Origin of the sequence: Ktedonobacter robiniae, assembly GCF_016587375.1 — a bacterium.
GTDB classification, from domain to species: domain Bacteria; phylum Chloroflexota; class Ktedonobacteria; order Ktedonobacterales; family Ktedonobacteraceae; genus Ktedonobacter; species Ktedonobacter robiniae.
Genome location: NZ_BNJG01000002.1, coordinates 2017452 through 2043030, shown reverse-complemented (window position 1 = coordinate 2043030; position 25579 = coordinate 2017452). Strand labels below are relative to the sequence as shown.

Below are 25579 nucleotides of genomic sequence, written 5' to 3'. Positions count from 1 at the left end.
CAGAGTAGATGTATGGCCCTTTTGAGTGCCTACTTTTGCGCGGAGATCGCTGGAATAGAAAGGATAGGCAATGTGGCTTGAGCATTCTGCCATCCATCCTACCTTCTGCAAATTTGCGAGCCAGAAGAGCAAGGAATCCCATCTCTGGCAGCTTTCATCACCAGTATCCAAGCCAAAGTGCCATTAGTACTTGAGACATTCTATCTGGTATTTCTCGGGAAGGAAAGCAGATGCAGCCAATTTATTTCGCCTGGGGCTGGTAACAAAAAGTCATCCAGGCTTGCGCTATCATTAACGGGCCTGGGTGCTTCACTCACGATCGTACTATAAGCGGGAAAACAGCGTTGGAATGAGAGATTTTCCCATAGGCCAACACCATTTCTGACCACTCTACCAAACGGGTGAAAGAAAAGCAGGATATTTATCGACAGATTACTTGCTTCTTCGCTATACTGGTACTATAAATAACAGAACAAAGGTTCTCTTTTTGAAAAAAGAGAGGATGGGCATCGAGAGTAAGGTCGACTTTTTCAAAACACATCTATTTCTCAGGACAGACCGATGAAATGTTTTTATGTTGGCGAAGTGGGGGCGGGCTTTCCTTCGCCGGGAGAGCGCTGGCGTGAGCAGACGCTCGATCTAAATGACCTGCTCCAGGCGCATCCGGAGGCGACCTTCTTCATGCTGGTACGTGGCGAATCCATGAAGGGAGCGAATATTTTCGACGGAGACCTGGTGGTGGTGGACAGTGCGCTCCGGGCGACTCATGGGAGCATTATCATCGCGCTCGTCAATGGAGGCTTCTCGATCAAAAGGCTACATATCTTCCCTGATGGCAGCATGGAATTGGCCTCTGCACACCCCAGGTTCCCTCCACTGAAGATTACACCTCAAGTATCATTTGAGGTCTGGGGAGTCGTTATTTTTGTGGTGCGTAGTACCCATCCCACGACTCCGCTCAAAAGCAGGCTCCATCGCTTCCTGCGGCGGAGCAACCCATGAAGCCACATGTATTTGCCCTCGTCGATTGTAACAATTTCTATGTGCCATGCGAGCGATTGTTTCGTGCCGAGTTGCAAGATCGCCCCGTCATTGTCCTCTCGAACAATGATAGCTGCGTCGTGGCGCGCAGTAAGGAAGCAAAAGCCCTTGGGATCGCAATGGGACAACCACTGTTCCACCTGTGCATGAGGTGAGAAACTAGGCTCTGTTCATCGTTCCCATACAAAGGTGTGTCAACGATCAATTGCCCCATCCTTCACTTCTATCTCTGGTTCCTTGCCCACAAGTGCTAACAATCCATCTGCTAGTGAGCCGCGATGGGAAACGTGGTGGTGATATCCATTAAACTCGGAATAGTGAACCTCATAGCCCTTGAGAACGAGCACATCTCGCATATGCCGATTACAGCCAACCATATAGATCCATCTCCAATCCTCTTTCAAACCAACCTCCAGATAGAAGCGAAGGGGTAAGCGAGGGCTTGTGATAAATTGCTGAATAATGCTTTCTTGCTGAATATCCTCTTCCGGGTCTTTGTCCCACCAGAACGAGCCAGACTGCGCAAGTACATTTCCAAAGATTTCTGAGGCGCGCAAACCAACAAATGCGGCAGCTAATCCGCCATAACTCAATCCCCCAACAATAGTCTGGGCAGGATCAGCAGTGACATGATAATGCTCATGAACCCACGGCATCAGCTCCTTAGTGAGAAAATCAACAAAGGGTTGGTGACAGGGCAACTCGCGATTCCGTGTCTCATCATCTGGGTTATCAACGAGGACCGTGACCAACGGGGGATCATTCCTTCTCGCACAAGATTGTCCAGAATGGTTGGCGTCGGAATGCAGCCGATGTATGCCCATCCATCAAAGAGGAGCAAGAGACGGTATGGCTCACTCCTCTCTATGTAGTCGGCAGGGGTATAGACCCAGATACGACGTTCATTGTCGAGAATCTGGCTGCGTAAGCGATGGGCATGAAGTTTGCCCTTTGCTCCGTCCGGGTGAGGTACAATCCAGGTTTGAGCAGGGGCATTGGATAACTCAAGAATAGAGAAGACCACCTCTTGCGAATCGGGTTTCTCTTCGTCTTTGTGAGCCACAAACTGCTTGGGATTGAGTGGATCAGGGATAAAATGTGTGCCGAAATCTCCACTTTCCTGATGTGTCAAAGAAGCATTGATGGAGAATGTATAGACCCCGCGCAAGTCTGTTTGGATCCGGTATGTCTTGTACCAGAGATCAGTATTCAACAAGCGTGTCATCTGATGATCCTCTGGGTGGTCTAATCCTGCTGGCCCGCCCCAAATCACGACGTTGTGTGTGTCTCCGCTGTCTCGCCAGAGAAACGTGACCAGAGCATGCTTATCATCTCCTTCAATGGCTTCCATCAGGGGTGCCCCCTGTTGCGTAATTTCTTGCCAAAATGCGAGAAGCGCAGCAGTATTTCCCGAGAGAATCTGCTGCTGTAACGAGGTGATGCGCGGACTGGCCTGTGTTTGTTGAGCTTCCATACAAAACCCTTTCACTGTTCTGCATCGATTGATCATGAAGCAAGTCAGATGCCAGAGACATGAACAGAAAAGCGCATGCGTTGCATGAGAAGACAGGTGAGACAACGTGCAGGAAAAAGGCTCTCGACATGTGGAGGGGAATGAGGATCGTAAGAGATGGGATGCCTTCATCGTGACGTTGCTAACACGCTACTCAGAATGCTGGACAAAGCAAGAGAACTGTTGTCTGGATGCAACAGCATTGCTCTTCAGTCACATTCACTAGCAGGTGTTAGTACTGGTCAGGCATATCCCTCTCCTGGCTGCTGAATACGGATAACTCGCTTTTTCTCCATAGAAGCATACGCTATTTCTGTTTAATTTGCAATGGTTGCCCCGACGCATTCGTTCCTGGAGACGTACGATTTGAGCATCTTTGGCAGCCTCGCTTTTGCCTCTCCTTGGCGCTGGGTACTCCCCTTTCCCCTTGGGTGGAGTGAGATCACGTAATCGCCGAATTTCGGTTGCTAGATCAGCTTGTCGCGGATCATACAAAAACGTTTTCGAGACATGAGCAGCTTGGCACACGGCTGCAAAGGTGATCGATGCGCCTTGTTGTTGTAGTTCTTGCAAAGCCACGAGGACTCGTCTGTGGGCGTTGTGGCTCTTTTCTGCCGCTAAGCGAATGATGGCTTCAGTGTTCCGTTTCATTGATCGCTTTCCTCCCTCCCCAGCTCTTCGGGCGTTTGTCTGCAGGCAATTCGAGTCCTGCAAGCACCTGCTCCATGCCGCGAATTTGGTCCCCAAGGTCGTTTACAGACAATTCCCAGCCTTTTTCCTCAGCAATCTGTTTGCTTTTTCTCAGGTCCTCAAGCGTTGCCACAATGACCAGAGCATGCTCTGGTGTGGTGACTAGTTTGTGGCAAGGGCCGTTGTCCTTCGTAAAGCACATATTCTGCCCATAGGGACATTTAGGGGCCTTAGCGTGATACAAGCATTGCCCCAGGGCAGCGACAGCTTACGGAGGTTGGAAACCACCCAATCCAATTCACTCTCATCTCCTGCAGTAATTTGCTCCCGTAATGCTTGCAGAGCAATTCCTCCAATGGCTCGCCCGGAGAGAACCAGTTCCTTGAATTTACGCTTGAGGGTCTCGTCGTAGATCTGCGTGTAATTGCGCGTCATCTCGGCACTCTGATGGTCGAGGTATGTCATCACATCGGCCAGACCCATACCATTGTTGATCATTTCTGTACCCACTGTGTGACGGAAGGCATGCGGGCAAAAGTGAAACACCTTCCCGTTTGGCCCCAGGATAGGCCTATTATACCCGTCAGGGATGAGAGGCGTAATCTCCATTCAGATACTTCCTTTTCCTTCGCTTATGGAATAAAATATCGCTAAGTTCTTCCGTGATATCAGGTTCTTCTTCTGTGCTATTTTATTTACTGTCACAATCAAAGACACCTCGTGGCAATCATTCTTCAAAGAGAGATTCCTGATTAGTATTTTGTGAGCATTGCATTGGTTATAGCTGGTAGTATATGTGCCCCCGTAGGGTCTCACGGCTTCGTATTCTATGGGGCTTTCTTGCATCTGAAGCATCCATTCTCCTTCAGTCATCACCGCGAGATAGAAGGACCCAGGTTCCTGGAATGGTACGCGTCTTTCGTTTCCGTCGCAGGGCACAGTTTCGCGCAGTGCATGCCCTTGACGACCATCGATCGATCCATCGATCTGGAGGGTCAAGGAGGAGAATGTGCATCTCCAGGTCACAGTCCACTGTTGAGGCAGAGTAAAGCTTCCGAGAAGGCGTGAACCCTGACCGTGCATTGTGTAGATGCTTCGCCATAGGGCGAGGATGGATCGTGATGGCTCGCTCATCTGGAAGAAGATCACCCAGCCAAGGAGAAAAGCGAGAAGAAAAATTGCAAGATGCCGTTTCATAGCAGATCCCCTCCCATTCTACATGCCTTGAGGAACTCAATATATCGATATTGATGCATAAAAGCAACAAATAAGCACTTTTCTCTCGATCAGCCGAAAAACATGTTTCGGAGGTGAGACAGCTTCTCATCATGCAGCGCAGGCAAAGGAAAGTTATGTTCTTCTCAAAAGCTCCAACGTTAGAGATTTCACTTAGGGGATTTCCGAGAATAAATAGACAAAGAGAGGCCGAGATGATATGCCACACTATCTCACACCAGGCGTTCATACACTGTTTCCGTTTTTCTGGGCCTCTGTGAGAATGCCAGCTTAAAGCAAAAAGAAGGCATTGCGCTTTGCAGGGAGGAACCATTTGGAGACGTATTTTGAGGGGAGAGGTTCGGACTCTCCTTCTATTGAGGCAGTCTGGCGTGGCGGAGCCGGGCAAGGGTATACCCCTGTCTGCCCGGCCTCCGGACAATGGCATTTACTCTTTCTCAAGCGGTACGACAGGCTGCATATTTCTGTACAGGGACCGTTGACCAGAGCAACCCCTGTGGCTCAACCCGAAGGGACCGAGTGGTTCGGGGTCACGTTTCCTCTCGGCACTTTTCTGCCCGCACTCTCCATTCAACGCTTGCTGGATGAGCAGGCGTTCCTGCCCCTGGCCTCGCAAACATCCTTTCATCTGGCTGACTCCAGCTGGCCGATCCCTGACTATGAGAATGTTGAGACCTTTATTGAGCGCCTGGTTCGCCAGCATGTACTGGTCTCTGATCCCGTGGTGCAGGCGGTCCTGGCTCATCACCCGGTAGAGATGTCGTTGCGCACCATCAGGCGCCGCTTTGTCCTCGCGACCGGGCTCCCCTACAAGACAATTGAGCAGATCGAGCGCGCCAAACAGGCCACCGCGCTTCTGGGGCAGGGCGTTTCGCTGATCGACGCGGCATATCAGACGGGGTACGCGGACCAGTCCCATCTGACCCGGGCGCTGAAGCATTTCATTGGCTACACTCCCGCCCTCATTGCTCGGACTCAACATGGGCTGACGCTCCGCTAAAGAGTTTTATCAACAAGCGGGAGCCATAGAGACGCGGCTTGCCTGCCGCGTCTCTATGGCTCCCGCTTGTTGATAAAACCTTATCTAACCGCGCCAGAAGACCCCTGTTTTCAAACATGGGGATGAATGGCGCGCTCCTTTCTTGGGGTGGATAGGGCAGTGCAATTGTTGCATTTTTACACTGTAACTGCTATAATGTAGCCTATGAAACAGAAACGCGCTTTCAAGTACCGCGTGTATCCCGCGCCAGAACAACAGCAGATCCTTGCTCAAACCTTTGGGTGATGTCGCTTCGTCTATAACTGAGCATTGCGCAAGAAAACCGACGCCTATTACAACGATCATCAGCGACTCTATTACAAAGAGTTGAGTCTCCTGTTGACTGACTTGAAAAAGCAAGAAGAGACACACTGGTTGAACGCCGTTTCTAGCGTGCCCTTGCAGCAAGCTCTTCGTCATCTGGACAAAGCGTTTCTCAACTTCTTTGAAGGGCGTGCCAAGTACCCCACCTTCCACAAAAAACGCAACAAGCAATCCGCCACCTATACCGCCAACGCTTTTACCTGGCACAATGGAGCTCTCACACTCGCCAAGATGAGCGAACCCCTTGATATACGCTGGTCGCGCCCTCTGCCAAAAGACGCCCCCCTTCGAGTGTGACCATCTCCAAAGACTGTGCTGGCCGCTACTTCCTCAGCATCCTTGTGGAAGACGAGATTGAACACTTGCCTGCCAATGAGCAGGCGATTGGTGCTGATCTTGGTTTAAAGTCCTTTGTGGTCCTCTCGACAGGCGAAGTGGTGGGCAATCCCAGGTTCTTCCACAAGGATGAAAAGAAACTGGGCAAAGCCCAACGTTGTCATGCCAGGAAGAAAAAGGGCTCGAAAAACCGAGACAAGGCACGTCTCAAAGTAGCACGCATGCATGCCCGTATCGCTGATCGCCGCCGTGACTTCCTGCACAAACTGTCGACCCGACTCATACACGAGAACCAAGTGGTGTGTGTCGAGTCGTTGGCAGTCAAGAACATGGTCAAGCACCCAACCCTCAGCAAAGCGATCAGCGATGTGGGATGGAGCGAGTTTGTGTCCCAACTCGAATACAAGGCCAACTGGTATGGTCGCAACGTGGTCAAGATTGACAAATGGTATCCCTCCAGTAAGCGCTGTTTCGATTGCGGTCATCTCCTCGACTCCTTAGCGCTTGATGTTCGTCAATGGGACTGTCCGGAATGTGGTGTCCACCATGACCGCGATATCAATGCTGCCAAGGTGCGCCGTTTCGGTGCGTGTAAAGATCCTCTCTTGAAGAGAGAAAGGTTGAGAACAAGACCTTTAGGACAACCAACCTACTTAGAGGGGAAACCCAAAGAGGAAAGCAGCATGTTGGTAAAGCGGGTATGAGGGAAGATATGTACATCATGGCTCCGCAAGTCCTGTATGCATGGTGAAGCTGAATTGCTGAACCCAAGTTTCCAGTGGTCTAAGCATTGGCCCGTCACACCATATCTAAAGTGACGACACCGGAATACCTACCTTTTCTTGGCGGATAGGAAATGTTCTCTCCGGTGAACGACCAGTAAGGAACTGGTTCAAGGAAATCAAAGGGCACCTCCCCATACTACTACGTCTTTCACGCGCAAATACGGGATCGCCTACAAGCCGAAAGGCTCATGGCGACGGAGTTTTCATAGTACTCAAATGCTCAGAATAATATCTGAGACAAGGGGAAGGAAAACAGGGAACACCGAGAACTAACATAGGGAGGTGCGCGAGATGCGCTCTGCCACAACTATCTTAGGGATCATTCATGAACGAGGCAAACAGAGATTGCCATTGGAACGAGTGTCTAGGCTCCTGTTCAATCGCGATCTGTATCTGATGGCCTACGGCAAAATCTACAGAAATAACGGAGCCACAACGCCAGGGAGCACCCCTGAAACAGTGGATGAGATGTCCTTGCAAAAAATTGATACCATTATCGAAGCTTTACGCTCCGAACGGTACCGATGGGCACCAACGCGACGTGTCTACATTGAGAAAAAGAACTCGACGAAGAAACGTCCGCTCTCGATGCCCACTTGGTCGGACAAACTCTTTCAGGAAGTCATTCGATTGATCCTGGAGAGCTACTTTGAGCCGACCTTCAGCAACTTCTCTCATGGCTTCCGCCCTGGCAGAGGATGCCATACAGCGCTCAGGCAGATAGACGACAACTGGCACGGAGTCAATTGGTTCATTGAGGGAGACATACAAGCGTGCTTTGACAGCCTCTCACATGAATTCCTCATGCAAGCGTTGGCTGAACACATTCACGATGGGCGATTCCTTCGACTCATCCGAGAACTCCTACGAGCGGGGTACTTAGAGGAATGGAGATACAACGCCGCAGTCAGTGGCGCACCCCAGGGCGGGATTGTTAGCCCCATCCTTTCCAATATTTACCTCAGCAAATTCGACGACTACGTTGAAAATACACTCATTCCAATGTATACCAAAGGAGCCAGACGAAAGAAAAACCATGAGTACGATAACCTTCTGTGTCAAGGCTACCGATTACGAAAACGAGGACAATATACTCAGGCGATCAAAGCGCGCAAAGCCGCACAGAGACTCCCCTCAGTAGACCTCTATGACCCTGACTATCGAAGGCTCAAATTTGTACGGTACGCAGACGACTGGCTTCTGGGACTCACTGGTACAAAGAAAGAAGCTGAAGACATCAAAGAGCAGATGAAGACCTTTCTCCGTGAAGAACTCAAGCTCGAATTATCGGACGAGAAAACTCTCATCACTCACGCAAGGACCAAGGCTGCTCGATTTCTCAGCTACCACATTTCAGCTTCACAGGATGACACCCGTCAAACCAAGAAAAAACGGAGTAGCAACGGCCATATTCGGCTACGAGTCCCACCAGATCTCTTGCAAAAGAAATGCCAAAAATATCAGCGAAACAACAAGCCCGTCCACCGAAAAGAATTGAGCAACAACACGGAATACTCCATTGTTGCTCAGTACCAATCGGAATTTCGGGGTTTCGCGGAATATTACCAACTAGCAAATGACCTTCACAGGCTTAACAGCCTGAAATGGATAATGGAACAATCCCTAGCAAAAACGTTGGCAACGAAACTGAAAACGACCGTGAAAAAGGTCCACAAGAAGTACGGAGCCACCTGGACAGGAGACGGAAAACTCTACAGAGGGCTTCAAGTCATTGTCCCACGCGAAGGAAAGAAACCATTAACCGCCAAGTGGGGAGGCATTTCTCTCAAGAGAAAACTACACGCAATCCTCAATGACCACCCCCAACCTTTCTGGCCGAACCGGTCAGAACTAGAAAAGCGCCTCCTAGCTGATGCCTGTGAGTTATGTGGCTCAACAGATCGAGTGGAAGTGCATCATATTCGAGCCCTGAAAGACCTCGAACAGAAAGGAAGACGAGAAAAACCTTTGTGGGCAAAAGTGATGTCGGCCCGCAAACGGAAAACTCTTGTCGTATGTTGGTCGTGTCACAGAAATATCCATGCCGGGCGCTCTGTGACGATGCTTCAGACATGAAGTGGGTGTGACTGGAGAGCCGGGTGCATCGAAAGATGCAAGCCCTGGTTCGGAGAGGGACGGGCAGAAAAGGCCTGGAGACAGAACCTCGCTGGCCGTCTACTCTACAACATTGTGGCCGTGGGGCTCACGGTCCTTAACACCTGTGGAGAGTCTGTAAGACCTGGACGGGCTTTGTCTCGTTCTGGCAAGACTCAGACCCTAGAGGCGACTCTAGGAATCCCCTGGCTTGAGCCATGGGGAGGATGTCAATGGATGGCCATTTTCTTCAAGACGCTCCTCCTCTGTTAGAGCATACTCGTGTTGCTGACTCTTCATGTGAAGAAAGCGGCTACACTGGTTAAATCAGAGTTGAACGATAAAAGGAGCATGCTATGAGAAAAATCATTTCTCTGATCCATCTTTCGCTGAATGGCTTTACCTCGGGTCCCAACGACGAACTGGATTGGATTGCGTATGATCACGAATTGGAGCAGGATGCCCATTCCTTGCACGTGCTCACAGACGCCGTGATCTGGGGGCGCAGAACGTATGAAGGCATGGCCAGCTACTGGCTCACAGTGCCGGGCAATCCCGCCAGCACTCCAGCCGAACTCGAACACGCGCGCTTTCTGGACGCTGCCACCAAGATTGTGGTCTCGCGCACATTGGAGCGCGTTGCATGGAACAATGCACAGAATACCGTGCTGATCAAGGATCACATCGCCGAAGAAATTAATGCCATCAAACAGCAGCCAGGCAAGGATATCTGGTTCCTCGGCAGTCCCATGCTGGCGCGCACGTTTATGGAACTGGATCTGATTGACGAATATCGCATCAATATCAATCCAACGATCCTTGGCGAGGGCAAGGCCCTCTTTGCCGGCGTCACCCGTTCATTCCCGCTCAAACTGCTGGCCTCAAAGACCTTTCAGAGTGGAGTTGTGGCCCTGCGCTACGAACCGGATCGCTCGGCAAAGTAGCAGAAGGCAGACGCGGCATATATGAACGCTTGGTGTGAGTTAGAAAACGCTTGAAAAAAGGTATCCAGGCTCTAAAGTAAGCTGAAATCAAGAACCTTCAAGGAGCTTACAATGGAACACCTGGATACCTTTCTAACTGTACTCTACGTCATGGTCGATGACCTGTGCAAGCAGCATAGTTTGTCGATGCCCAGACACCCTGGGCCAGCCCCTAAGCTGGGCTTGAGTGAACTCCTCACCCTGGCATTGTTTGGACAATGGGCGCGATTTCCCAGCGAACAGGCCTTTTATCGCTTTGCGCAGCGTCATTTGAAAGCCGCCTTTCCGATGCTTCCCGACCACAACCAATTTGTGCGAGGTGAGCATGCTTGTGCGCAGTTGATCGAACAGATCGCTTGCCTGCTCGCCTCGCTCCGACTGGGCCAATCCGAAGAGCTATATCAGATCCTGGATGCCACCGGTGTCCCGGCTCGTTGCATCAAACGGCGAGGAGGAGGCTGGTTGGCCGGCGTTGCTGACAAAGGCTGATGCAGCCGCATCAGCTCGTACATGGGTTTCCACGTCCTGATGGCCATACCCCCACAGGCTTTTTGACCGGCTTTGGCTTCTCCCAGGCGAGCGTGCATGACACTCGCTTGGCCGAGACCTTTCTCGGTCTGCGGGCTCATCCCTCTGCTCGCTTATCAAGCCCTGGGCAAGCCTTTCCAACCTACGCCGCTGATCGCGGCTTCGCCAGCGAACCGCTGCAACTGCATTGGCTTCACGACGCTCATGCGGCTGTACTGACTCAATCGCACAATCGCAAGCCAGTCACTGAGCCCTCTCCCCGCTGGCGGCGCTGGATGCACGGCGTTCGCCAGGTGATCGAAAGTGTTTCCGGCAAGTTGCACTTGGCTTTTCGCCTGGCAACCGATCGACTTCATACGGTGCCCGGCTTTCGCGCTCGCCTTGCTGCCAAAGTGGGCTCCAACAACTTTTGTTGTTGGCTCAATCTTCTGCTGGGACGCCCGCCACTGGCTTTTGCCGACTTACTTGATTTCTAACTCACACCAAGCGTATGCTGATGGCATGAAGACGGGATCGAAACAACACATCTATCAAGAGATGCGAGCCTTACTCAACGAAAAGTAGTGGAGGCAATATCTTGCCATGGAAGCACAACAGAGAGGAAGCGTGGCAGAGGGTGCCATGGAAGCAGGAGCGTCAAGAAATACGGTAAAGCGAGGGCTGCACGAGTTGGAAACAGGAGAGTGCTACCGGCCTGGAGAGCGCCTTCGTCAAACTGGTGGAGGAAGAAAGAAAGCCGTGGAGCAAGATGCGACGTTGCAAGCAGATCTGGAAAGCCTGCTCGATCCCAAAGGTGATCCGATGAGTCTGGTGCGATGGACGACCAAGTCCCTGGCACAGTTGGTCAAGGCATTGGAAGCTCTGGGGCACCAAATCAAGAAATCAGCCTTGGCAGAATTGCTTCACGATCTGTGCTTCTCCTTACGTGCCAATAAAAAGAACATCGAAGGGGTCTCTCATCCTGATCGAGATGCTCAATTTCATCACATCAAAGGGCAATGCCAGGCGTTTGAACAGCAGGGCAACTCGATCATTTCTGCCGATTGCAAGAAAAAGGAGTTGATCGGGAATTTCAAGAACAATGACTCAACATGGCAAGCCAAGGGAGCGCAAACGGAAGTCAATGTCTATGACTTTTTGCCCCTCGCTGATGGCAAAGCCATTCCTTATGGGGGTTACGACCTGGTCCATAATCAGGGCTTCGTCAACGTTGGCCTGGACCATGACACAGCGGAATTTGCCAGCACGTTCTTTCAGCAAAGCCTGGAACGAGGCACTGCGTCAATCTGCTTTTCTCTGTTTTTTGGTAATCTGCTCCTCCACCTGGATTAGCCTTGTCTGGAGATCTTCTGCTGTCGTCAGTGCAACATGCAGAGTGAGTTTACCCAGTTTTTGTGGCGTGTTCGATATGAAGTACTCCATCATTTCTTCCCTTAAATTCGCACAAAAACAGGAAAGGCCCATACTGTATGCCCTATTGCCTCCTTGCTTGCTAATCGCTTTTCCCATCTAGACGCTCCCGACATCTAGATTGTTTCCCGCCAATATGTGATGCTAAGGACATCCGTGCAGATAACAATCAAGGTTTTGGCGCTGTTCAGGTTTCCTCGGCAAAAGAAGAGATATTCTTCCTTCTTCTCTTCAGGTACTCTTCTAAAGCGGGTCAATCCCACTCAAAAACAACCTGGGAGCAAAAGCTAAAAACGAGAGAATGCCCATTTGAATGGCTGTAGCGTGTAATGTGAGCGCGGCAGTAATGGGAAGGGCAAACACAGTTACTTGCGAGCCAAATGCAGAGATAGTTTCCCCTGTCCAGAATTTGAGAAAATCCTTGTGATGCCATAGTCCTTGTGGCAAGCGAAATCGCATAGAAAACTCCTTGAAAAGAACTTAGAGAGACCACCTACAGAAAACTGAACAGTGTGATACAATGCAGCATTGGTAGTAAAACACTCAATAAGTGAAGCGACAGCATCAGGTGGCATTTGATTACGGCAAAATAGGCCAACCGAATTGTTGCATAGCAACGCGCAAGTTTGCTCTGGTGATTCTAGATGATGTCGTCTAACCAGGCACACAACATATAACATTTCAAACTGACGAAGTAACTCTCATCCCAGTAGGGAACAATGTAAATTTCAAGACATCCTAGTAGTCAGTCCAGTTTGTTATTGATAACAGGATAGAGATCATGAAGCTTGTCACGAGCATCGTTGCAGGTAAAGCGCCAGGAAATGGTACAACGCTGAGCATTTCGCTCGGACTCCAAAGTCGCAATGCGTTGACGTAGCTCAGACAGACTTTGCACCCGACGCGAAAGACAGCCACGGGTAAAAATCCCAATCTCAATTTCAGCCATGTTAAGCCAGCTAGCATGTTTGGGCGTGTAATGGAATTCGATCCGTTGCAAGAGGCGTCTGGCCTCAGCGGGCTCAAACGTCTCATAGAGAGCCGCAGCGGTATGTGTGTTGAGATTATCCTGCACCAGACGAATGTACTCAGCGTGCGGATAGGCCTCATCAACGAGCCAGCGGATGCAATGAGCATAATCCCGTTTGGTCCTCTGTTGGGTCATCTCAACGTGACGCCAGCCTGCAAGCGGCTCCACAAAGAAAAACAGGTTGGCTGTGCCCAAGCGTTCGTATTCATAATCGATGCGTTCCACTTGCCCTGGTTTGGCTGGCACAGAAGGTCGCACATCGGCCTCTGGAGCCACCAACTTCTCATCGAAGCAGACAGTGGGAGAGTGTGGATCGTCCTCGACCTCTATGAGGAAGAGGACATCTTCCATCGTCGCGACAAACTCGGCTCCTACTGTTGGGATGCACCAGTGCTCGTGTTGCCAAGGTTTAAGTTCGTTTTTTTCAGGAGCTGGCGAATGGTTTCTGGCGAGATGGATTCGGCAAATCCCAGCTCGACAACCTTGCCAGCCAACAATCGCAACGTCCAATGGTCATGCCCATCAGGAGTGGGACTGCATGCAATGGCAATCAGATGAGCCGCTTGGCTTCCTGTGAGAGCCTGACGACGGCGCTGCTGCCGCTTGTCCTGCAAGACCGCTTCGAGTCCGCCTTGCAGATACAATTGCCGAACTCGAATGGAGGTATTGCGGCTGATCTGGAAGGTCTCGCAAATCTGCTGATCGGTCCAGCCATCGGCCGCTTTGAGCAAGGCGTGGGCTCGGGTAAACGTTCTGGCATTGGCTTTGCCTGCATGGATGAACGTTTGCAGCGAGGCACGATCTGTCTCAGTCAACGTGACAGGGATGGGATGTTTCATGGCAAGCTCCTGGGTTTTTCATGAGTATCTCACCCTTGTCAATTGCTAAATGGATTTACTACTAGTTTCTCTTTCCTTTACCTATTCATAAGTCTGGCCAGGCGGATACCTAGCCCCTAGATAGGCCCTCTTTTCGGCTGTGTTGCAAAAAAGAATGCTGATTTGATACAGTGGAGAAAAAACAAAAGAGCCTCCCGCAAGGTCTCGATTTTTGCCGCTTGTAATGCTACATTATGATGGAGGCGATCGAAATGACGCTCCTCCCGTATATTCTCGCATGGAGTTGAAGCGGCAGAAAACAGTTTGCAGGAAAACAATGATGAAATCTCGTTTTGCAAAAGGATGTTTCCTTGCTTTTCTCATCATTTTGTGGCTCACTGGATGCGGAGGAACAGGGCAGACTGAACGGACAACTAGTTCGAATATTTTACACGCCAGTGGAACAGGACAGACTGAAGAGACAACTGGCCTGAATGTTCTGTATGTCTTTCGCACTAACCCGTTACCAATACCAGGTGTTCATCACTTACCCCCTCTCAATAGAGTTATCGCAACGCAACACAAGTACAAAGTCTTTATGATGCTGCTCATGCTCTGAAAAAGATTCCACCAGGAGCAATGTTGGACTGCCCTGCCGATTTTGGCCTAGAATACCATTTGGATTTTTTGCGTGGTACCACATTTGTCCAACATATGGATTTGAGCGCAACAGGATGTGGGTTCCTTAACATCACTCCTTGCGATGGGCGTTTCACAACGCCTTCATTCCGTGCATTGCTCGCTAAGATACTCAACATTTCATCACTTCGCCCATCAGAGAATTAAAGTGAACTTTTATTGTTTTGATTTGCGAGGGCGTGTAAGATCCATTCATTGTGGCAAAGGGACGTCGAAAGAATGCTGTACCAGACAGAGAGAATGAAAAGGCCCTTACAGCGGGTGCTGTAAGGGCTGAATATAACGCAAACAAAAGCTTGTCAAATGCCAAGAATGTTGCTGTCATGCCAGAATTCCTGAGCAGGAGGAGCCTCATGAGAGAGTATCAGGTAGCGATCAGGCGAACGATAGAGAGACCGTGGACCAATATGGAACCGTTGCGTCTGGGAGGTGTCCCAAAGGGCCTTGGTACGCCAAATTTCTCCTGTACAGTTTCCTGTAAGGAAGAACCGTATCTTGAGGAAGAGCCGTACCTCCTCCTCTGCTTGTATGGAAGCTAATCGTATTTTGCTGATGCGCGGATCTGGCACCAATGGCTCGTCGTTGGCTTCGGAAGCTACATTTATTTTCTCTCACTGGAGAAGCCTTCTCAGCAGATTGTCTTTGGCATTGGATATTTTTGTACCCTCTATCCAGCTGGTGAGTATCTGCTTACCACTTCCATAAGCAATGTTTTGTGTTTTGATCAAGATCCTCAGCTTCTCTGGACGTCAGAAGGGGTAAGCGCGGATGGGGTGAGCATTTCTTCTGTCCAAGATGATCGCATTCTCGGCCTGGCTGAATGCCCCCCTTGTTACGATTCACTTGGACGAGGACCATTTCTCCTTTCCCTTCATATGGGAGAGGTCATTGAATAATCTGCTCGTTGCAAGTGCTTTATGAGTCGAAAGAACGCTATTCCCAACTGAGTGATAGAGCCAGCCCTTACGGCTGGTGCTATAAGGGCTGGTTCTACCTCCATTCCTCTGCATCGATGAGGTTTGCAGGTTTGTTTCCCCTCGGTCTGAGGTGTTATGAGCACACAAAAATACCCTCTTGCGCCGCTTCTCATGCTTTGTGAAAGGGTATTGAGTTCTTTATTGCTCACATTGTGTTATAGCTGTCAGCGCCGATAAAGTTCTGCGCCGATTTAGAACGGTCTGACTCAATGGCCCATCATTGAAGCGAAAAACGATGGAAGAGGAGAGGCTCTCCTCTTGCCATATGATGACCAATTAGTATATTGCAATGGCTACACCCAGTTGACGAAAGGCGTCCATGGAGATGTGGGTGATCCTCCTCTTGGGCTAGATAAGATCCTTGCTGTCCGATCTGCAAAAATTGATGTTTCATGTATGTACTGTTGCCACGACCCTTCGTGAATATGGCGATGGTTTTTGCAGCCTCTTTTTCTGCGAAGGGTGCATGCAAATCGCCTCTCAGGCCATGGGGTGGAATTAACACGTGTATCCTCTTTCTGGAGCGTCACATCAAGCCTCCTTGAAGGAAACCACTGTACAATTGCTCACAAGCTTCTTTCTGGAGAGATCAATGATGGTTCCTGCCGCTCCCAAGCTTCACCCGTGCAGATAACAATCAAGGTTTTGTTCGGTTCGTGATTTCTCTGCTAAAGATGAATACACTTACAGGGTTTCTGGCCGCAAGACGTTTCTGCACATCAAGAATGGGATGTGTAAAGTACGGTGAGAAATTGCACCAGAGCCCAAATAGAAACCGTATTTTACAGGATGGAAGGTCATGCTTCTGCTCAAGGGAAGTAAGCCAGCCTCACTTGAAAAGGCGCAAAGGATGCTGAGGTTCGAGACTTTGACAAGTGTGGTGTTTTTCATAGACAGAGAGACAAATATACTTTTATACTGAGTGGTAACGTTGCGTTGTCATGATGGAACGAGAAAACGATGGATACGCTCCTCTGATGAAAGGAAAAAGGAATGATTCTCCCCCCCTAGCAACTGCCTTGCCTGTAAGCGCAATGACCATGTTCAGAAAGTCCCGGCTATTCATCGCAATAGCTCCTTCACGAGGATGGAAACCCAGGTCACTACCTCTACTTCTGTCACCTATGATTCCGCAGGAAATCCTACCTACAACTCTGTCCCCCAGACGACAACCGTTCCAGTCACTCATCAGACGAGACTTGGGGCTTTACTCTTGCCTCCTCGGCGGAAAACGATTCCTCTTCCTGTCGGCGAGAAGATCATCCTCTGGCTTTGTCCTCTCCTTGCCATCGCTCTCTATCTCTCTCAATGGCTTTTCCCATCCTTTATGGCTGGCCTCCTTCCTGCTGATTCCAGCGTTGCTAGTATACTCCTGGTCATCTTGAGCATATGCAGTCTCTCTATCGGTCTACCAGTGCTCCTTGGGGTTTTGACTCATCGTGTATTTTTCCGTCAAGCGAACAAGCGCCGCCGTGAGCTACAACAGCAGGAGCAGGAGCGCTGGCAATATCTTATGCGCCAATGGGAGCAATTCTGCTACTGCCATCGGTGCGATTGCGTCTTCTCTGCGAGTACCGAGCAAATCGCTGCACCTGAGCAAATACAGCAACTCTATCGTCAGTAGTTGCCTGCACGGTTTACCATCCTCTTGCCATCTAAACTCCCAGAGCCTTGACCAGAGCATCCTTTGCGCCTTTTCAAGTGGGACTGGTTTGCTTCCCTTGAGCAGAAACATGGCCTTCCATCCCATTTTAGATGTGCAACGTCTTGTGGCCAGAAACCCTGACTTTATTCTTCTCTTCACTTCAGGTACTCTTCTAAAGCGGATCAACGTCACTCTTTCTAATAGCTCATCAAAAGACTGATCATTCCTGAGTGAATCCCAAATTGTTCAAGCGTTCACACCTGTTACTAACCGATGTAGTCTCACATGTTCATCAGACTTTACGTTGTACTTTTGACCAGACAAGAGGTGAGTAACGAAACCTTCTTGGTTATTTCATTGCAGCTCCTTAAGCTTGTGAACGTCAGTGATGCCATCGTAGAGCCTCACAATTGAAAATGCTGAACCTACTAACTTCTGAACATCATTGTATGAATATTCTCTGCCTGTCTTTGTCTCTATAATAGCTAACAGAATAATATCCTCCATCCCTTTATAATCAACGACAATGCGGTTAGCTAGATAGATAATCTCAAAGAGGTAAGTAAAATCTGGATAAAAGTATGCACTTCCATATCTCTCTTGAAATATCTTTGTTCCTACAAGCGCCTGGTTACTGGTAAAGCTGCCTCTTGTTGCTAGTCGTGGTTCACCATCCAACCAATACAAAATACCAAGTGAACCGTCGAGCTTTTCTGTAACTTCAAAGTCTTCTGCTGGAAGCTGCTCACCATTGGCGATTGCTTCATCGAGGTTGAAGAACTCGGGGAATGGTCGAGCGACTATATTGTGCTGCCGGACAGCGATTTTCACTATAGCCACAGCATTCAGAACCCTGTCAAATGACATTTATATAGGTGTAATTATACACCGCTTTAAGCCAGTTCGTTATTTCCTATATTCCAGAATGTCTCCAGGTTGGCAATCTAAGGCTTTACAAATCGCTTCCAAAGTTGAAAAGCGGATAGCTTTTGCCTTACCATTTTTCAGTATCGAAAGATTAGCCATGGTTATACCTACCTTTTCAGTAAGTTCTGTGACGCTCATTTTCCGCTTAGCCAGCATTACATCGATATTTATTATTATTGCCATAATTTAGCCTCATACTGTTAAGTCATTCTCTGATTTTATGTCTACCGCATTTTGTAGAAGCTTTTGAAAAACGGTAGCAGCGGTTGCAATAACAGTGGCTGCGAAAGATGCAAGAATTCCAAGTGCCGTCGGACCTGCTGGATCATCACCATGTGCAAAGAAACGGATATAAAACTCTGCTAATGCAATAAAACCGATAAGACTGAGGGAAACAAATTTCATATTCTTGAGTGTATTAACAGCACCTTGGGAAAAGGCTTTATCAGCATCAATGAGGTTTAATAATTTGAATGCCTGGTACAATCCAACAAAAAATGGAATTGAAGCCATATACCCATAGATAATAAACGGATCTGTATAAATACTGATGAGATCTAAGTTAGTAGCTCTTCCTTCAGTTTGAGGAAACCAAATCATGCCAGCAAGCGCGCCGATTGCGATAAGTAAAATAACAACTTTCAAGAATAATGTTGAACTTCGTTTCATAATTAATACCTCAATTAGTGCTAGATAATCATATCTTAGCACATGATTTATCGTTTGTCAATACATTATTATCGTTATTTGTTAATACACTGCGTATTTTCAAAAAGGTAGCCCAATCATTTTTTTGGCAAGAGAACATTCGCCTCAATCTTCAGTGATATTTTCTACCTTTATTTTTGATTTCCAGATGCCTTGAGCCCATAGCTGCGGTTCTATCATTCCGTATTTCCTACAGCGAGGATCAAAAGGCTTGAGCCTCAAACTGCTGTGATTCTGTAAAGGTGGGTTCCCCATCACGTGCCAGATACCCACAGTGCGTAAACCAGCCACGAGCATCCTGAGCCGTGATCACCTCCAGAGCTTGAGCAATCGCCTGGTACAGAGCTTCCCGTGTGCGAGCGCCTCTGCGCCGTAAGCAGGTTTTCAGCTTGGAGAATGCCTGCTCAATGGGCGAGAGATCTGGCGAGTAGGATGGCAAGTACAGCAAACGACATCCTCTGGCTTCGATTGCCTGACGAACATACCTGCCCTGGTGCGTGCTCAAATTGTCCATGACGACCGTTTGCCCATCGTGTAAGCTGGGAGCCAGAACCTGCTCGATGTACACTTCAAAGGCACAGGCATCCTCCGCGCCATCAAGTATGAACGCCTCACCCATCCCCTGTAAAGACAGCGAAGCGATCAAGGTGGTATTGGTTCCGTAGTTGCGGGGAACGTTGCCCACTGCCCGCACGCCTTTGGGAGCGCGGGCATACAAGGAGGTTAGAGCCAGATGGGTGGAGCATTCATCGACAAACACCCATTGGTCGTGCTGTTGTTGACCGGCCTGGACTCGCCAGGCTGCTCGCGCCTCCTCATCCCGCTCGGAGGCCACCAACGTCTTTTTTTTCGTGTCCAGCCCAGGCTCCTGATGGCACGGCCCATCGTCGCAGGACTGACTTGCTGGTCATGCGTGGCTTCCCAGATCTGGCAGTGTTCGGGAAGGGTCGCCTCCCGGTGGGCTTCCAATTGGCTCCATAACTCCGCTCGTAAGGCATCTCCTTTGGCTGCTGGACGACCGGGAATCGATTTTGGCGCCAGATCACCCGTTTCTCGTTGTTGGTTCACGTAGCGTTTGATGGTGGCGCGCGAAACCCCAAACAGATGGATGATTTCCTCGCGGGACCGGCCTTCCTCGACGGCGCGCACCACTCGTTCTCTCAGGTCTGTTGAATAGGCTCTCATGTATCTAGTCTACTCTTCGGTTCAAAACTTATGCGTACCGCTGTAGGGAAATCTTTTATTCGAACGCTAGCTACAAGTTCCGAAGTTTGAGGGTGTGAATCATGAGGGCAGCGTCGCGATGCTGCCCGTCTTGGCTGGCCGTCAAGGATAAGACTGCGACACTGGAGAGTTTCATTATTCTAGACTCTAAGATACTCAAAAACGAACGGATAATCTGTTGATGCCTGCTACCTGGCGGATTTTTATCTGCCAGGTAGCAGTAATGATAGTGGAAAAGGCAGGTGCAGACTTCTTCATCAACGTGTTTCGACGATTTGAGCCGCCTTTTTGTTCCTACGCTTCATTCGGTGAAATGTGAGCAAGATCTGAAAAGAGCCAGTAATAATCGCAACAATTGAAGCGAAGAGGCCAGCAGCGGTGGCCAAGAATGATATAATATCCAAGGAATCTTTCCTTTCAGTGCAACTGAGCAATGACCTACTTGAACGAGGAAGCTTCTGGGCTTCCATTCTTATGTTCCACCCCTAGTGATTGATAGATCAGGTTGCACTTACCTGGACATCGACTCCTTGAGCAAAAGTAACCCAGGCACCCAGAAGAAGAAAAAGCCTGTTTAATAGTGCTTACAAAGCATGAATGACACGCTGACGCAATAATGCAAAGCCTGCTCTGCCATAGCCCATCCTTTTGATGAGCTTGAGCTTATTCACTTTGCCCTCAACTAGGCCATTTAAACGAACTGTCAACTACACCTAATAACACGAATGGTGAACATTGCTTTACCATTACTCATCCCTTCCATCCTCTCAGCGGGCACAGCTTCCCCCTGCTCTCGCAGAACCGCGCCTGGGGAGAGGAGCGTGTCTTCTTTGCTGATCCGCAGACCCATCAGATCCGCTCGCTGCCCCTGGCCTGGACACCTCTTGCTCCTCCTGATCCTTTTCTGGTTGTTGCCACTGGAAAAATGGTACTTCGTTTTGAAGACATAGGACCTCTCAACCAGCTGCTCAACGTTCTCCCGGCACACCAGAAGGAGGATCAGTAAGATGATGCAGCAGGTCACCGCTCACCACCTTCGTCGTCTGGCATGTTTGTACGTGCGGCAAAGTACGCTCCAGCAAGTCTTTGAGAACACTGAAAGTACCGCTCCCCAATATGCGCTCCGTGAACGTGCGCTAGCACTTGGTTGGAACGAGGAGCGCATATTGGTGATCGACCAAGGTCTGGGCTATTCAGGCGCCTCAACAGAACCATGTATGGCAGAGCCGGATTGCCTTTGCTTCGGCAACGCGTGCTCCATGCCCTCTAACGAAAGGGACATCATGCTCCCTTTCGTTTGCGTAAGCGGAAGGCGATAAAGGCAGGCTGCTCCATCAGCTCACGATAGGTCTCAGGATCGATCTCTACCGCTGTTGGTTCGGGTTGCGGCTCAAGCAGTTGGTCGATGAAGAAACCTGCCTGAGAAAACTCATCGCAAAGGGTGGTCAAGGAAACCCGCCAAAAAGGCATCTGGAAGGCTTCGGATGAGCTGTTGTACCACGTGTCTTGGACCAGTTCGGTCGCAAAATACGATCCACCATGTCGCTTCCAATCCGCAAAGGGATGCGACGTGGACACGATCAAGCAACCGTCAGTCGTCAGGACGCGTGCCATCTCACGGAGTGCTGCTACGCGTGCCGTCACGTAATGAATCATCAGTGGGGCCACAGCGATGTCAAAAGACGCATCTGCAGCGAAAGGAAGCGGCTGGGAGATGTCATGCTGATAGAACCTTCCTCGTTCACCAACGCGCTGCCTGGCTCGTTCGACCATCTCACCGCTGATATCGAAGCCAACGACCTGTGCCCCATGCTCGATGAGCCAAGCCGCATACAACCCAGGTCCACACCCAATATCCAAGACCCGTTTGCCCTGGACGGGTGGAAGCAGACTCAGTACCGCTGGACGATCATAGTGAGCGTTATACACACTCTGAGTCGCGTGACTCTCGAAGTCCTGAGCTATAGAGTCGTAGATGGAGGAGACAGATGTGATGTCGGGGGTACTCATAGATCCTTCTTTCTATTCTTGTGTCATGCCTCTGAAAAGCAACGCTTTACTCTACAATTTTGAAGGAGTTCATGCAAGTGACACGCTTTTGTTCACATCCTTCTTTTCATCCGAAAGAAGAACAAGCAGGCGGACGGATTCACCAACGCTGTGTATGAACCATAACGTGTCCTGTGGTCTACTTCTCGAAAATAAGGCTCATTTTCACAGAAGTTGAGGGACTACTGGTCGCGGATATGGGTCAAAACGGACAGAATATGGATCTGTCCCGCTTTTGCTGATGCCAACCGATGGGCAGAGCTGCATATCCCTGCTTGTAAGCAAATCTTTGAGAGGTATCCTACAGAGCGTGGAGCACCCGTTGACGCAGGAGCGGAAAGGATGCTCGACCGTAGCCCATTCTCGCGCATGAGCTTCAACTTGTTCACTTTTCCTTCGACGATTCCATTGTTCGCAGGCAAAGTCAAACCAGCTTTCACCGCTTCTTTGTCTCGTATGACCCCGGCTACAAAACCCTGCAATTCACGAATTTGACTGTCTTTGACGCGGCCAAGCCAATCGTCAAGCTGCTCTCCGGTACGAGTGCGAAGCATCTGCGCAAACTGTCTGAAAAGGGCCGAGTACACTGCTTGTTTTGCCCTTCTGGAAAGGACCGAACGAGCCGCCTGTAGACAGAGTTGTACTGATGTAAGTAATCAACAGCTACGAGTTCCCGGTGCAACGCTGTGGGATGTTTTTGAGCGCATCACGCGCCAACATACTCTTGGCTCCTGTACTCCCTGCCACGCTTCACCATGCCCGCAGGTCTTGCGGCGCGTCGAGCTACACGCTTTCGCTCGTCACCGCTTTTCCTGATATACTGCTTTCCCCTTTGTGTTTCCACGCCAGGTAGATCAGATGACCTCTAGAATATCTCTTCAATTCTAGGCCGATGTTCGGTGATACCGCACTACGTTAGACGGCGCACGAGGAGGTGGAAACGATCTGCGGTTTGTGTGGCTGCTGGGACTGCTTTCCTGGCAGCGGCAGCGTAGTCTCCTCCTCGATCGCGACTCACGAGCTCAATTTCTGGGTGGGTTGCCATCCAGGCGGCTGAAGTATCAGCCGTGCGATCTGTGAGGAGGTCGAGTACCTGATGCGTTTGCAGATCCACAAGAATCGTCCCGAATGTGCGTCCACGTCGAAATGAGAAATCATCGATGCAAGGGATGAAACCTTCCCAATTGGCTCTGGAGGCAGCGCCATAATACGTCGAAGAATGGTCGTTTTGCTGGTCTGGATACTCAGGCGATCGGTCACGCGCACACCAAGCCTGCCCCCAGTAGCCAGACCAAGCGTCTGTACGATCTGGAAGAGACGTGCCGTCACACGTGCCCAGGGTGCCATAAAAGGAGTCAAACGCTCTGCGAAGACTTTCCTCTGACAAGTGGGCTCTTTGCAAAAACATTTACGCACGAGAACGCGCAAACGCACGAATTGACCTCCGCAAGGGAGGTCAGCGACCTGGCGGGTATACCGACTATGCACATGTACAGCGGGGGTGCCGCAGAGCGGACAACAGGGGGTTTTCTGGGTTGCGCACAGCAGTAATGGTGAGCCCCCCATCGGTTATCTCAATCTCTCTCACTTCTATGCTACTGGGCAAGGCGAGTGCTGGCTTCACTTCTCTGCTTTTCACACTATCCTTCTACAAAAAGAGGTTTATTCTTGTAGAACGATCTATTGATGCAACGATGGCAATCCAGCATCACCAAAAGCGGGACAGATCCATGTTTGAGGGCAAAAGTCGCTCACATGGTAGGTCATTTCATACAATATTTGATGATAAGCTATCGCTACCTGTTTGTTGATTGTTTTCCATATTTCAGGTACTCTTGCAAATGGAGAGGCACTGAGGAGTAGCTCCCCTCAGAAGAGGACTCGGAGAACCTTCAGGTCATTTTGAGGCACAACCTTTCGGTGGTAATTGGGGGGCGTGCGCGAAATCCTTCATACGCATTTGAAGGCCAGTACAACTTTTCGTATGTAACTGGGCAGGCCACGTCCACGGGTCTTTGCCTCTCTACCCACCAGGAGATATGACAATGACCAGCAGCAAACAGAGACGCGAAGTCCAGGGCCAGCCCACTCTCTCGAATGAGGCCCTTTACATTGGTATTGATATCGGCAAATTCAAGCATGTTGCTGGCTTCCTCTCGAAAACACTTTTAGAACGCCATAAACATTTTGATCATTGTCCTGCCTTCACCTTTGAGCAATCGCGAGAAGGGTTCCGGGCTTTTGTAGAGCGTATCCAAGCCTATTGTCCTCTTGAGCAGTGTTTCATTCTCATGGAACAAACGGGCCATTATCATCAATCGCTCCTCCAGTATTTGTTAGAGCTGGATCTTCCGGTTTTTGTTATCCATATTCAACGCCGTCAGGAGGGCATGGTCAAAACCGATAAACGCGATGCGTTAGGGTTAGCAAACCAGCTCTACACCCAACTTGAACTCGGTGCACAGGTTGCCAACACGCTTCAGGCAATTCGTCGGGCACTTCCTCCCTCTGAGGCCGCAGCCCAACTCAAAGGATTGGTGCGCCACCGCTATGAACTGGTGAACGAAGCCACTCAGCGGAAAAACAAGCTGACAGCCATTTGTGACGAACTTTTTCCCGAATTCACCCAAGTCTTTAAAGACCCGAATGCTGCTCTTGCCTTAGATCTGCGTGAGCATTTTCCTACGCCAAGCGCTATAGCTGCCGCGACTTCAGTAGAACTTCGAACAGTGCGAAGGAGAAATCATCCCTCCGAAGCCCAGTTCGTACAGATCCAGCAGCTCGCCAGGCAGAGTATTGGAACGAAAGACACCGCCCGACAAGACAGCCTGATTGTCGAACAAACCTTGTTGATTCAAGAACTTCGACACCTTCAAAACCATCTGGAGCAACTTGAAGAGAAAATCGGCCAGATCGTTGAGAAAAGTCGCGAGGGCCAGATTCTGACCTCCATCCCTCCCATTGGTCCGCTCTTTGCAGCGTCGATCATCGCGACTATCGGCTCTATTGGCAATTTTGAAGATGCAGCTCATCTCAAATCCTATTTTGGCTGGGCACCAATCAGAACGCAAACAGGTGTGTCTTTTGATCGCACTCGCCTCACAAGGGCGGGATCACGTGAGATGAAGAAAGTGATGTTCCTTGTGGCCTGGAAAGCGATCCAGATGGACACCGAATGGGCAAAGCTCTACAAGCGTTTGGTTCCTCGACTCTGTTTCTATGATGAGAGAATGCAAGCCTACAAAGGAAAAGGGAAGGCTTTGGGCCATATCATTGGCCGCTTAATTACACTGATCTTTGCGCTCCTCAAGAAGGATTACGAACTCCTCAACAAGCTTTCGCCTGGCGCGGAACCTCCTCCACTGACCCTTTATGACCCTGAACTGCATCACCGTCACCGGACAGGGCACTATTCCCCACTCCGCAAGGAAGGTCCAAAGAATCGGATTGTTCAGCACTCCTCGTGAAGATGGTTATCTCTGTTACATAGGTATTGAGCACGTTAGAGCGTTTTTCGGGTATT

At 49.8% G+C, this 25579-nt stretch carries 22 protein-coding genes and 5 pseudogenes; 13 read left to right on the top strand and 14 right to left on the bottom strand.

Features of this window, described 5'->3' with window-relative positions; genetic code table 11:
• The first annotated feature begins 561 nt into the window (after positions 1–561).
• Both JMJ04_RS29780 and JMJ04_RS29775 read left to right on the top strand, forming a co-directional pair.
• A complete protein-coding gene (locus tag JMJ04_RS29780; protein WP_201374011.1) occupies positions 562–1002 on the top strand; it encodes a LexA family protein in 441 nt (146 codons plus the stop codon).
• Positions 999–1187: pseudogene (locus tag JMJ04_RS29775) on the top strand (Y-family DNA polymerase); the annotation flags it as partial. The gene JMJ04_RS29780 and the pseudogene JMJ04_RS29775, both read left to right, overlap by 4 nt.
• A 48-nt stretch (positions 1188–1235) precedes the next feature.
• Here the strand turns inward: JMJ04_RS29775 and JMJ04_RS47065 are convergent.
• The 5 genes from JMJ04_RS47065 to JMJ04_RS29755 all read right to left on the bottom strand — a co-directional run bounded on the left by JMJ04_RS47065 (position 1236) and on the right by JMJ04_RS29755 (position 4441).
• Positions 1236–1697 (bottom strand): alpha/beta hydrolase, encoded by a 462-nt coding sequence (locus JMJ04_RS47065; protein ID WP_236038502.1) that lies wholly within the window; start codon positions 1695–1697, stop codon positions 1236–1238.
• Entirely contained in the window at positions 1697–2515 is an 819-nt protein-coding gene (locus tag JMJ04_RS47060; protein ID WP_236038500.1) for an enterochelin esterase domain-containing protein, read from the bottom strand. Before JMJ04_RS47060 ends, JMJ04_RS47065 begins: the two co-directional genes overlap by 1 nt.
• A gap of 673 nt (positions 2516–3188) precedes the next feature.
• Positions 3189–3377 (bottom strand): hypothetical protein, encoded by a 189-nt coding sequence (locus tag JMJ04_RS29765; RefSeq protein ID WP_201374009.1) that lies wholly within the window; start codon positions 3375–3377, stop codon positions 3189–3191.
• Between the two features lie 29 nt (positions 3378–3406).
• On the bottom strand, positions 3407–3853 hold the full coding sequence (locus JMJ04_RS29760; protein ID WP_201374008.1) for a tyrosine-type recombinase/integrase: 447 nt from the start codon (positions 3851–3853) through the stop codon (positions 3407–3409).
• Entirely contained in the window at positions 3854–4441 is a 588-nt protein-coding gene (locus JMJ04_RS29755; protein WP_201374007.1) for a hypothetical protein, read from the bottom strand.
• A gap of 352 nt (positions 4442–4793) precedes the next feature.
• Here JMJ04_RS29755 and JMJ04_RS29750 point away from each other — a divergent pair, with 352 nt between their 5' ends.
• From JMJ04_RS29750 to JMJ04_RS29720, 7 genes and pseudogenes are all read left to right on the top strand, one after another.
• On the top strand, positions 4794–5480 hold the full coding sequence (locus JMJ04_RS29750) for an AraC family transcriptional regulator (protein WP_007921495.1): 687 nt from the start codon (positions 4794–4796) through the stop codon (positions 5478–5480).
• A 204-nt stretch (positions 5481–5684) separates the two neighbouring features.
• Positions 5685–6883 (top strand): annotated as a pseudogene (locus JMJ04_RS49005) (RNA-guided endonuclease TnpB family protein).
• 372 nt (positions 6884–7255) lie between these two features.
• Entirely contained in the window at positions 7256–9040 is a 1785-nt protein-coding gene (locus JMJ04_RS29740; RefSeq protein ID WP_201374006.1) for a reverse transcriptase/maturase family protein, read from the top strand.
• 374 nt (positions 9041–9414) lie between these two features.
• The gene (locus JMJ04_RS29735; RefSeq protein WP_007921493.1) at positions 9415–10002 is read left to right on the top strand and encodes a dihydrofolate reductase family protein; all 588 of its coding nucleotides are present in this window, start codon (positions 9415–9417) and stop codon (positions 10000–10002) included.
• A gap of 111 nt (positions 10003–10113) precedes the next feature.
• Positions 10114–10530, top strand: a complete 417-nt coding sequence (locus JMJ04_RS29730; protein WP_201374005.1) for a hypothetical protein — start codon at positions 10114–10116, stop codon at positions 10528–10530.
• Positions 10530–11045, top strand: a complete 516-nt coding sequence (locus JMJ04_RS29725; protein ID WP_201374004.1) for a hypothetical protein — start codon at positions 10530–10532, stop codon at positions 11043–11045. Before JMJ04_RS29730 ends, JMJ04_RS29725 begins: the two co-directional genes overlap by 1 nt.
• A gap of 25 nt (positions 11046–11070) precedes the next feature.
• Positions 11071–11901: pseudogene (locus JMJ04_RS29720) on the top strand (ISAzo13 family transposase).
• A 321-nt stretch (positions 11902–12222) separates the two neighbouring features.
• On the opposite strand, the gene JMJ04_RS29715 reads toward JMJ04_RS29720, so the two are convergent.
• Both JMJ04_RS29715 and JMJ04_RS49000 read right to left on the bottom strand, forming a co-directional pair.
• Complete coding sequence (locus tag JMJ04_RS29715) at positions 12223–12438, bottom strand: hypothetical protein (RefSeq protein WP_201374002.1); 216 nt, start codon at positions 12436–12438, stop codon at positions 12223–12225.
• Between the two features lie 286 nt (positions 12439–12724).
• A protein-coding gene (locus tag JMJ04_RS49000; RefSeq protein WP_420799516.1) for an IS630 family transposase occupies positions 12725–13848 on the bottom strand; the annotation gives its coding sequence in 2 pieces (ribosomal slippage) (positions 12725–13434 and positions 13434–13848; 1125 coding nt in all).
• Between the two features lie 2742 nt (positions 13849–16590).
• Between JMJ04_RS49000 and JMJ04_RS29700 the strand changes: the two genes are divergently transcribed.
• Positions 16591–17127: a hypothetical protein gene (locus tag JMJ04_RS29700; RefSeq protein WP_201374001.1), complete on the top strand. Its 537-nt coding sequence runs from the start codon at positions 16591–16593 to the stop codon at positions 17125–17127.
• 375 nt (positions 17128–17502) lie between these two features.
• Here JMJ04_RS29700 and JMJ04_RS29695 read toward each other — a convergent pair whose 3' ends face one another.
• The 5 genes from JMJ04_RS29695 to JMJ04_RS47035 all read right to left on the bottom strand — a co-directional run bounded on the left by JMJ04_RS29695 (position 17503) and on the right by JMJ04_RS47035 (position 19968).
• The gene (locus tag JMJ04_RS29695; RefSeq protein WP_201374000.1) at positions 17503–17988 is read right to left on the bottom strand and encodes an RNA ligase; all 486 of its coding nucleotides are present in this window, start codon (positions 17986–17988) and stop codon (positions 17503–17505) included.
• Positions 17989–18054: 66 nt separating this feature from the next.
• Complete coding sequence (locus JMJ04_RS29690) at positions 18055–18258, bottom strand: helix-turn-helix domain-containing protein (RefSeq protein WP_201373999.1); 204 nt, start codon at positions 18256–18258, stop codon at positions 18055–18057.
• A 9-nt stretch (positions 18259–18267) separates the two neighbouring features.
• Positions 18268–18744, bottom strand: coding sequence for a DUF2975 domain-containing protein (locus tag JMJ04_RS29685; RefSeq protein WP_201373998.1), 477 nt, complete (start codon positions 18742–18744; stop codon positions 18268–18270).
• A 241-nt stretch (positions 18745–18985) separates the two neighbouring features.
• Positions 18986–19618, bottom strand: a complete 633-nt coding sequence (locus JMJ04_RS47040; protein WP_420799515.1) for an IS630 family transposase — start codon at positions 19616–19618, stop codon at positions 18986–18988.
• Positions 19507–19968 carry an IS630 transposase-related protein gene (locus JMJ04_RS47035; RefSeq protein WP_236038494.1) on the bottom strand — a complete coding sequence of 154 codons (462 nt, stop codon included), beginning with the start codon at positions 19966–19968 and terminating at the stop codon, positions 19507–19509. Before JMJ04_RS47035 ends, JMJ04_RS47040 begins: the two co-directional genes overlap by 112 nt.
• Before the next feature lie 739 nt (positions 19969–20707).
• Between JMJ04_RS47035 and JMJ04_RS48995 the strand changes: the two genes are divergently transcribed.
• Complete coding sequence (locus tag JMJ04_RS48995; protein ID WP_201374515.1) at positions 20708–21013, top strand: DUF5372 family protein; 306 nt, start codon at positions 20708–20710, stop codon at positions 21011–21013.
• Position 21014: 1 nt separating this feature from the next.
• Positions 21015–21218: pseudogene (locus JMJ04_RS48990) on the top strand (recombinase family protein); the annotation flags it as partial.
• 70 nt (positions 21219–21288) lie between these two features.
• Here JMJ04_RS48990 and JMJ04_RS29670 read toward each other — a convergent pair.
• The gene (locus tag JMJ04_RS29670) at positions 21289–22017 is read right to left on the bottom strand and encodes a class I SAM-dependent methyltransferase (RefSeq protein WP_201373997.1); all 729 of its coding nucleotides are present in this window, start codon (positions 22015–22017) and stop codon (positions 21289–21291) included.
• Positions 22018–22357: 340 nt separating this feature from the next.
• A pseudogene (locus JMJ04_RS48985) lies at positions 22358–23695 on the bottom strand (ISL3 family transposase).
• Positions 23696–24101: 406 nt separating this feature from the next.
• Here JMJ04_RS48985 and JMJ04_RS29655 point away from each other — a divergent pair.
• A complete protein-coding gene (locus tag JMJ04_RS29655; RefSeq protein ID WP_201373996.1) occupies positions 24102–25523 on the top strand; it encodes an IS110 family RNA-guided transposase in 1422 nt (473 codons plus the stop codon).
• Positions 25524–25579: the final 56 nt, after the last annotated feature.

Excerpts from the sequence above, each read along its gene's own strand:
- JMJ04_RS29670 (WP_201373997.1), bottom strand. The coding sequence starts at position 22,017 with ATGAGTACCCCCGACATCACATCTGTCTCCTCCATCTACGACTCTATA.
- JMJ04_RS29715 (WP_201374002.1), bottom strand. The coding sequence starts at position 12,438 with ATGCGATTTCGCTTGCCACAAGGACTATGGCATCACAAGGATTTTCTC.
- JMJ04_RS29760 (WP_201374008.1), bottom strand. The coding sequence starts at position 3,853 with ATGGAGATTACGCCTCTCATCCCTGACGGGTATAATAGGCCTATCCTG.
- JMJ04_RS47060 (WP_236038500.1), bottom strand. The coding sequence starts at position 2,515 with ATGGAAGCTCAACAAACACAGGCCAGTCCGCGCATCACCTCGTTACAG.
- JMJ04_RS29655 (WP_201373996.1), top strand. The coding sequence starts at position 24,102 with ATGACCAGCAGCAAACAGAGACGCGAAGTCCAGGGCCAGCCCACTCTC.
- JMJ04_RS47035 (WP_236038494.1), bottom strand. The coding sequence starts at position 19,968 with ATGAGAGCCTATTCAACAGACCTGAGAGAACGAGTGGTGCGCGCCGTC.
- JMJ04_RS29700 (WP_201374001.1), top strand. The coding sequence starts at position 16,591 with ATGGAAACCCAGGTCACTACCTCTACTTCTGTCACCTATGATTCCGCA.
- JMJ04_RS29690 (WP_201373999.1), bottom strand. The coding sequence starts at position 18,258 with ATGGCAATAATAATAAATATCGATGTAATGCTGGCTAAGCGGAAAATG.
- JMJ04_RS29735 (WP_007921493.1), top strand. The coding sequence starts at position 9,415 with ATGAGAAAAATCATTTCTCTGATCCATCTTTCGCTGAATGGCTTTACC.
- JMJ04_RS29725 (WP_201374004.1), top strand. The coding sequence starts at position 10,530 with ATGCAGCCGCATCAGCTCGTACATGGGTTTCCACGTCCTGATGGCCAT.
- JMJ04_RS47065 (WP_236038502.1), bottom strand. The coding sequence starts at position 1,697 with ATGCCGTGGGTTCATGAGCATTATCATGTCACTGCTGATCCTGCCCAG.
- JMJ04_RS29755 (WP_201374007.1), bottom strand. The coding sequence starts at position 4,441 with ATGAAACGGCATCTTGCAATTTTTCTTCTCGCTTTTCTCCTTGGCTGG.
- JMJ04_RS29730 (WP_201374005.1), top strand. The coding sequence starts at position 10,114 with ATGGAACACCTGGATACCTTTCTAACTGTACTCTACGTCATGGTCGAT.
- JMJ04_RS29740 (WP_201374006.1), top strand. The coding sequence starts at position 7,256 with ATGCGCTCTGCCACAACTATCTTAGGGATCATTCATGAACGAGGCAAA.
- JMJ04_RS29685 (WP_201373998.1), bottom strand. The coding sequence starts at position 18,744 with ATGAAACGAAGTTCAACATTATTCTTGAAAGTTGTTATTTTACTTATC.
- JMJ04_RS29780 (WP_201374011.1), top strand. The coding sequence starts at position 562 with ATGAAATGTTTTTATGTTGGCGAAGTGGGGGCGGGCTTTCCTTCGCCG.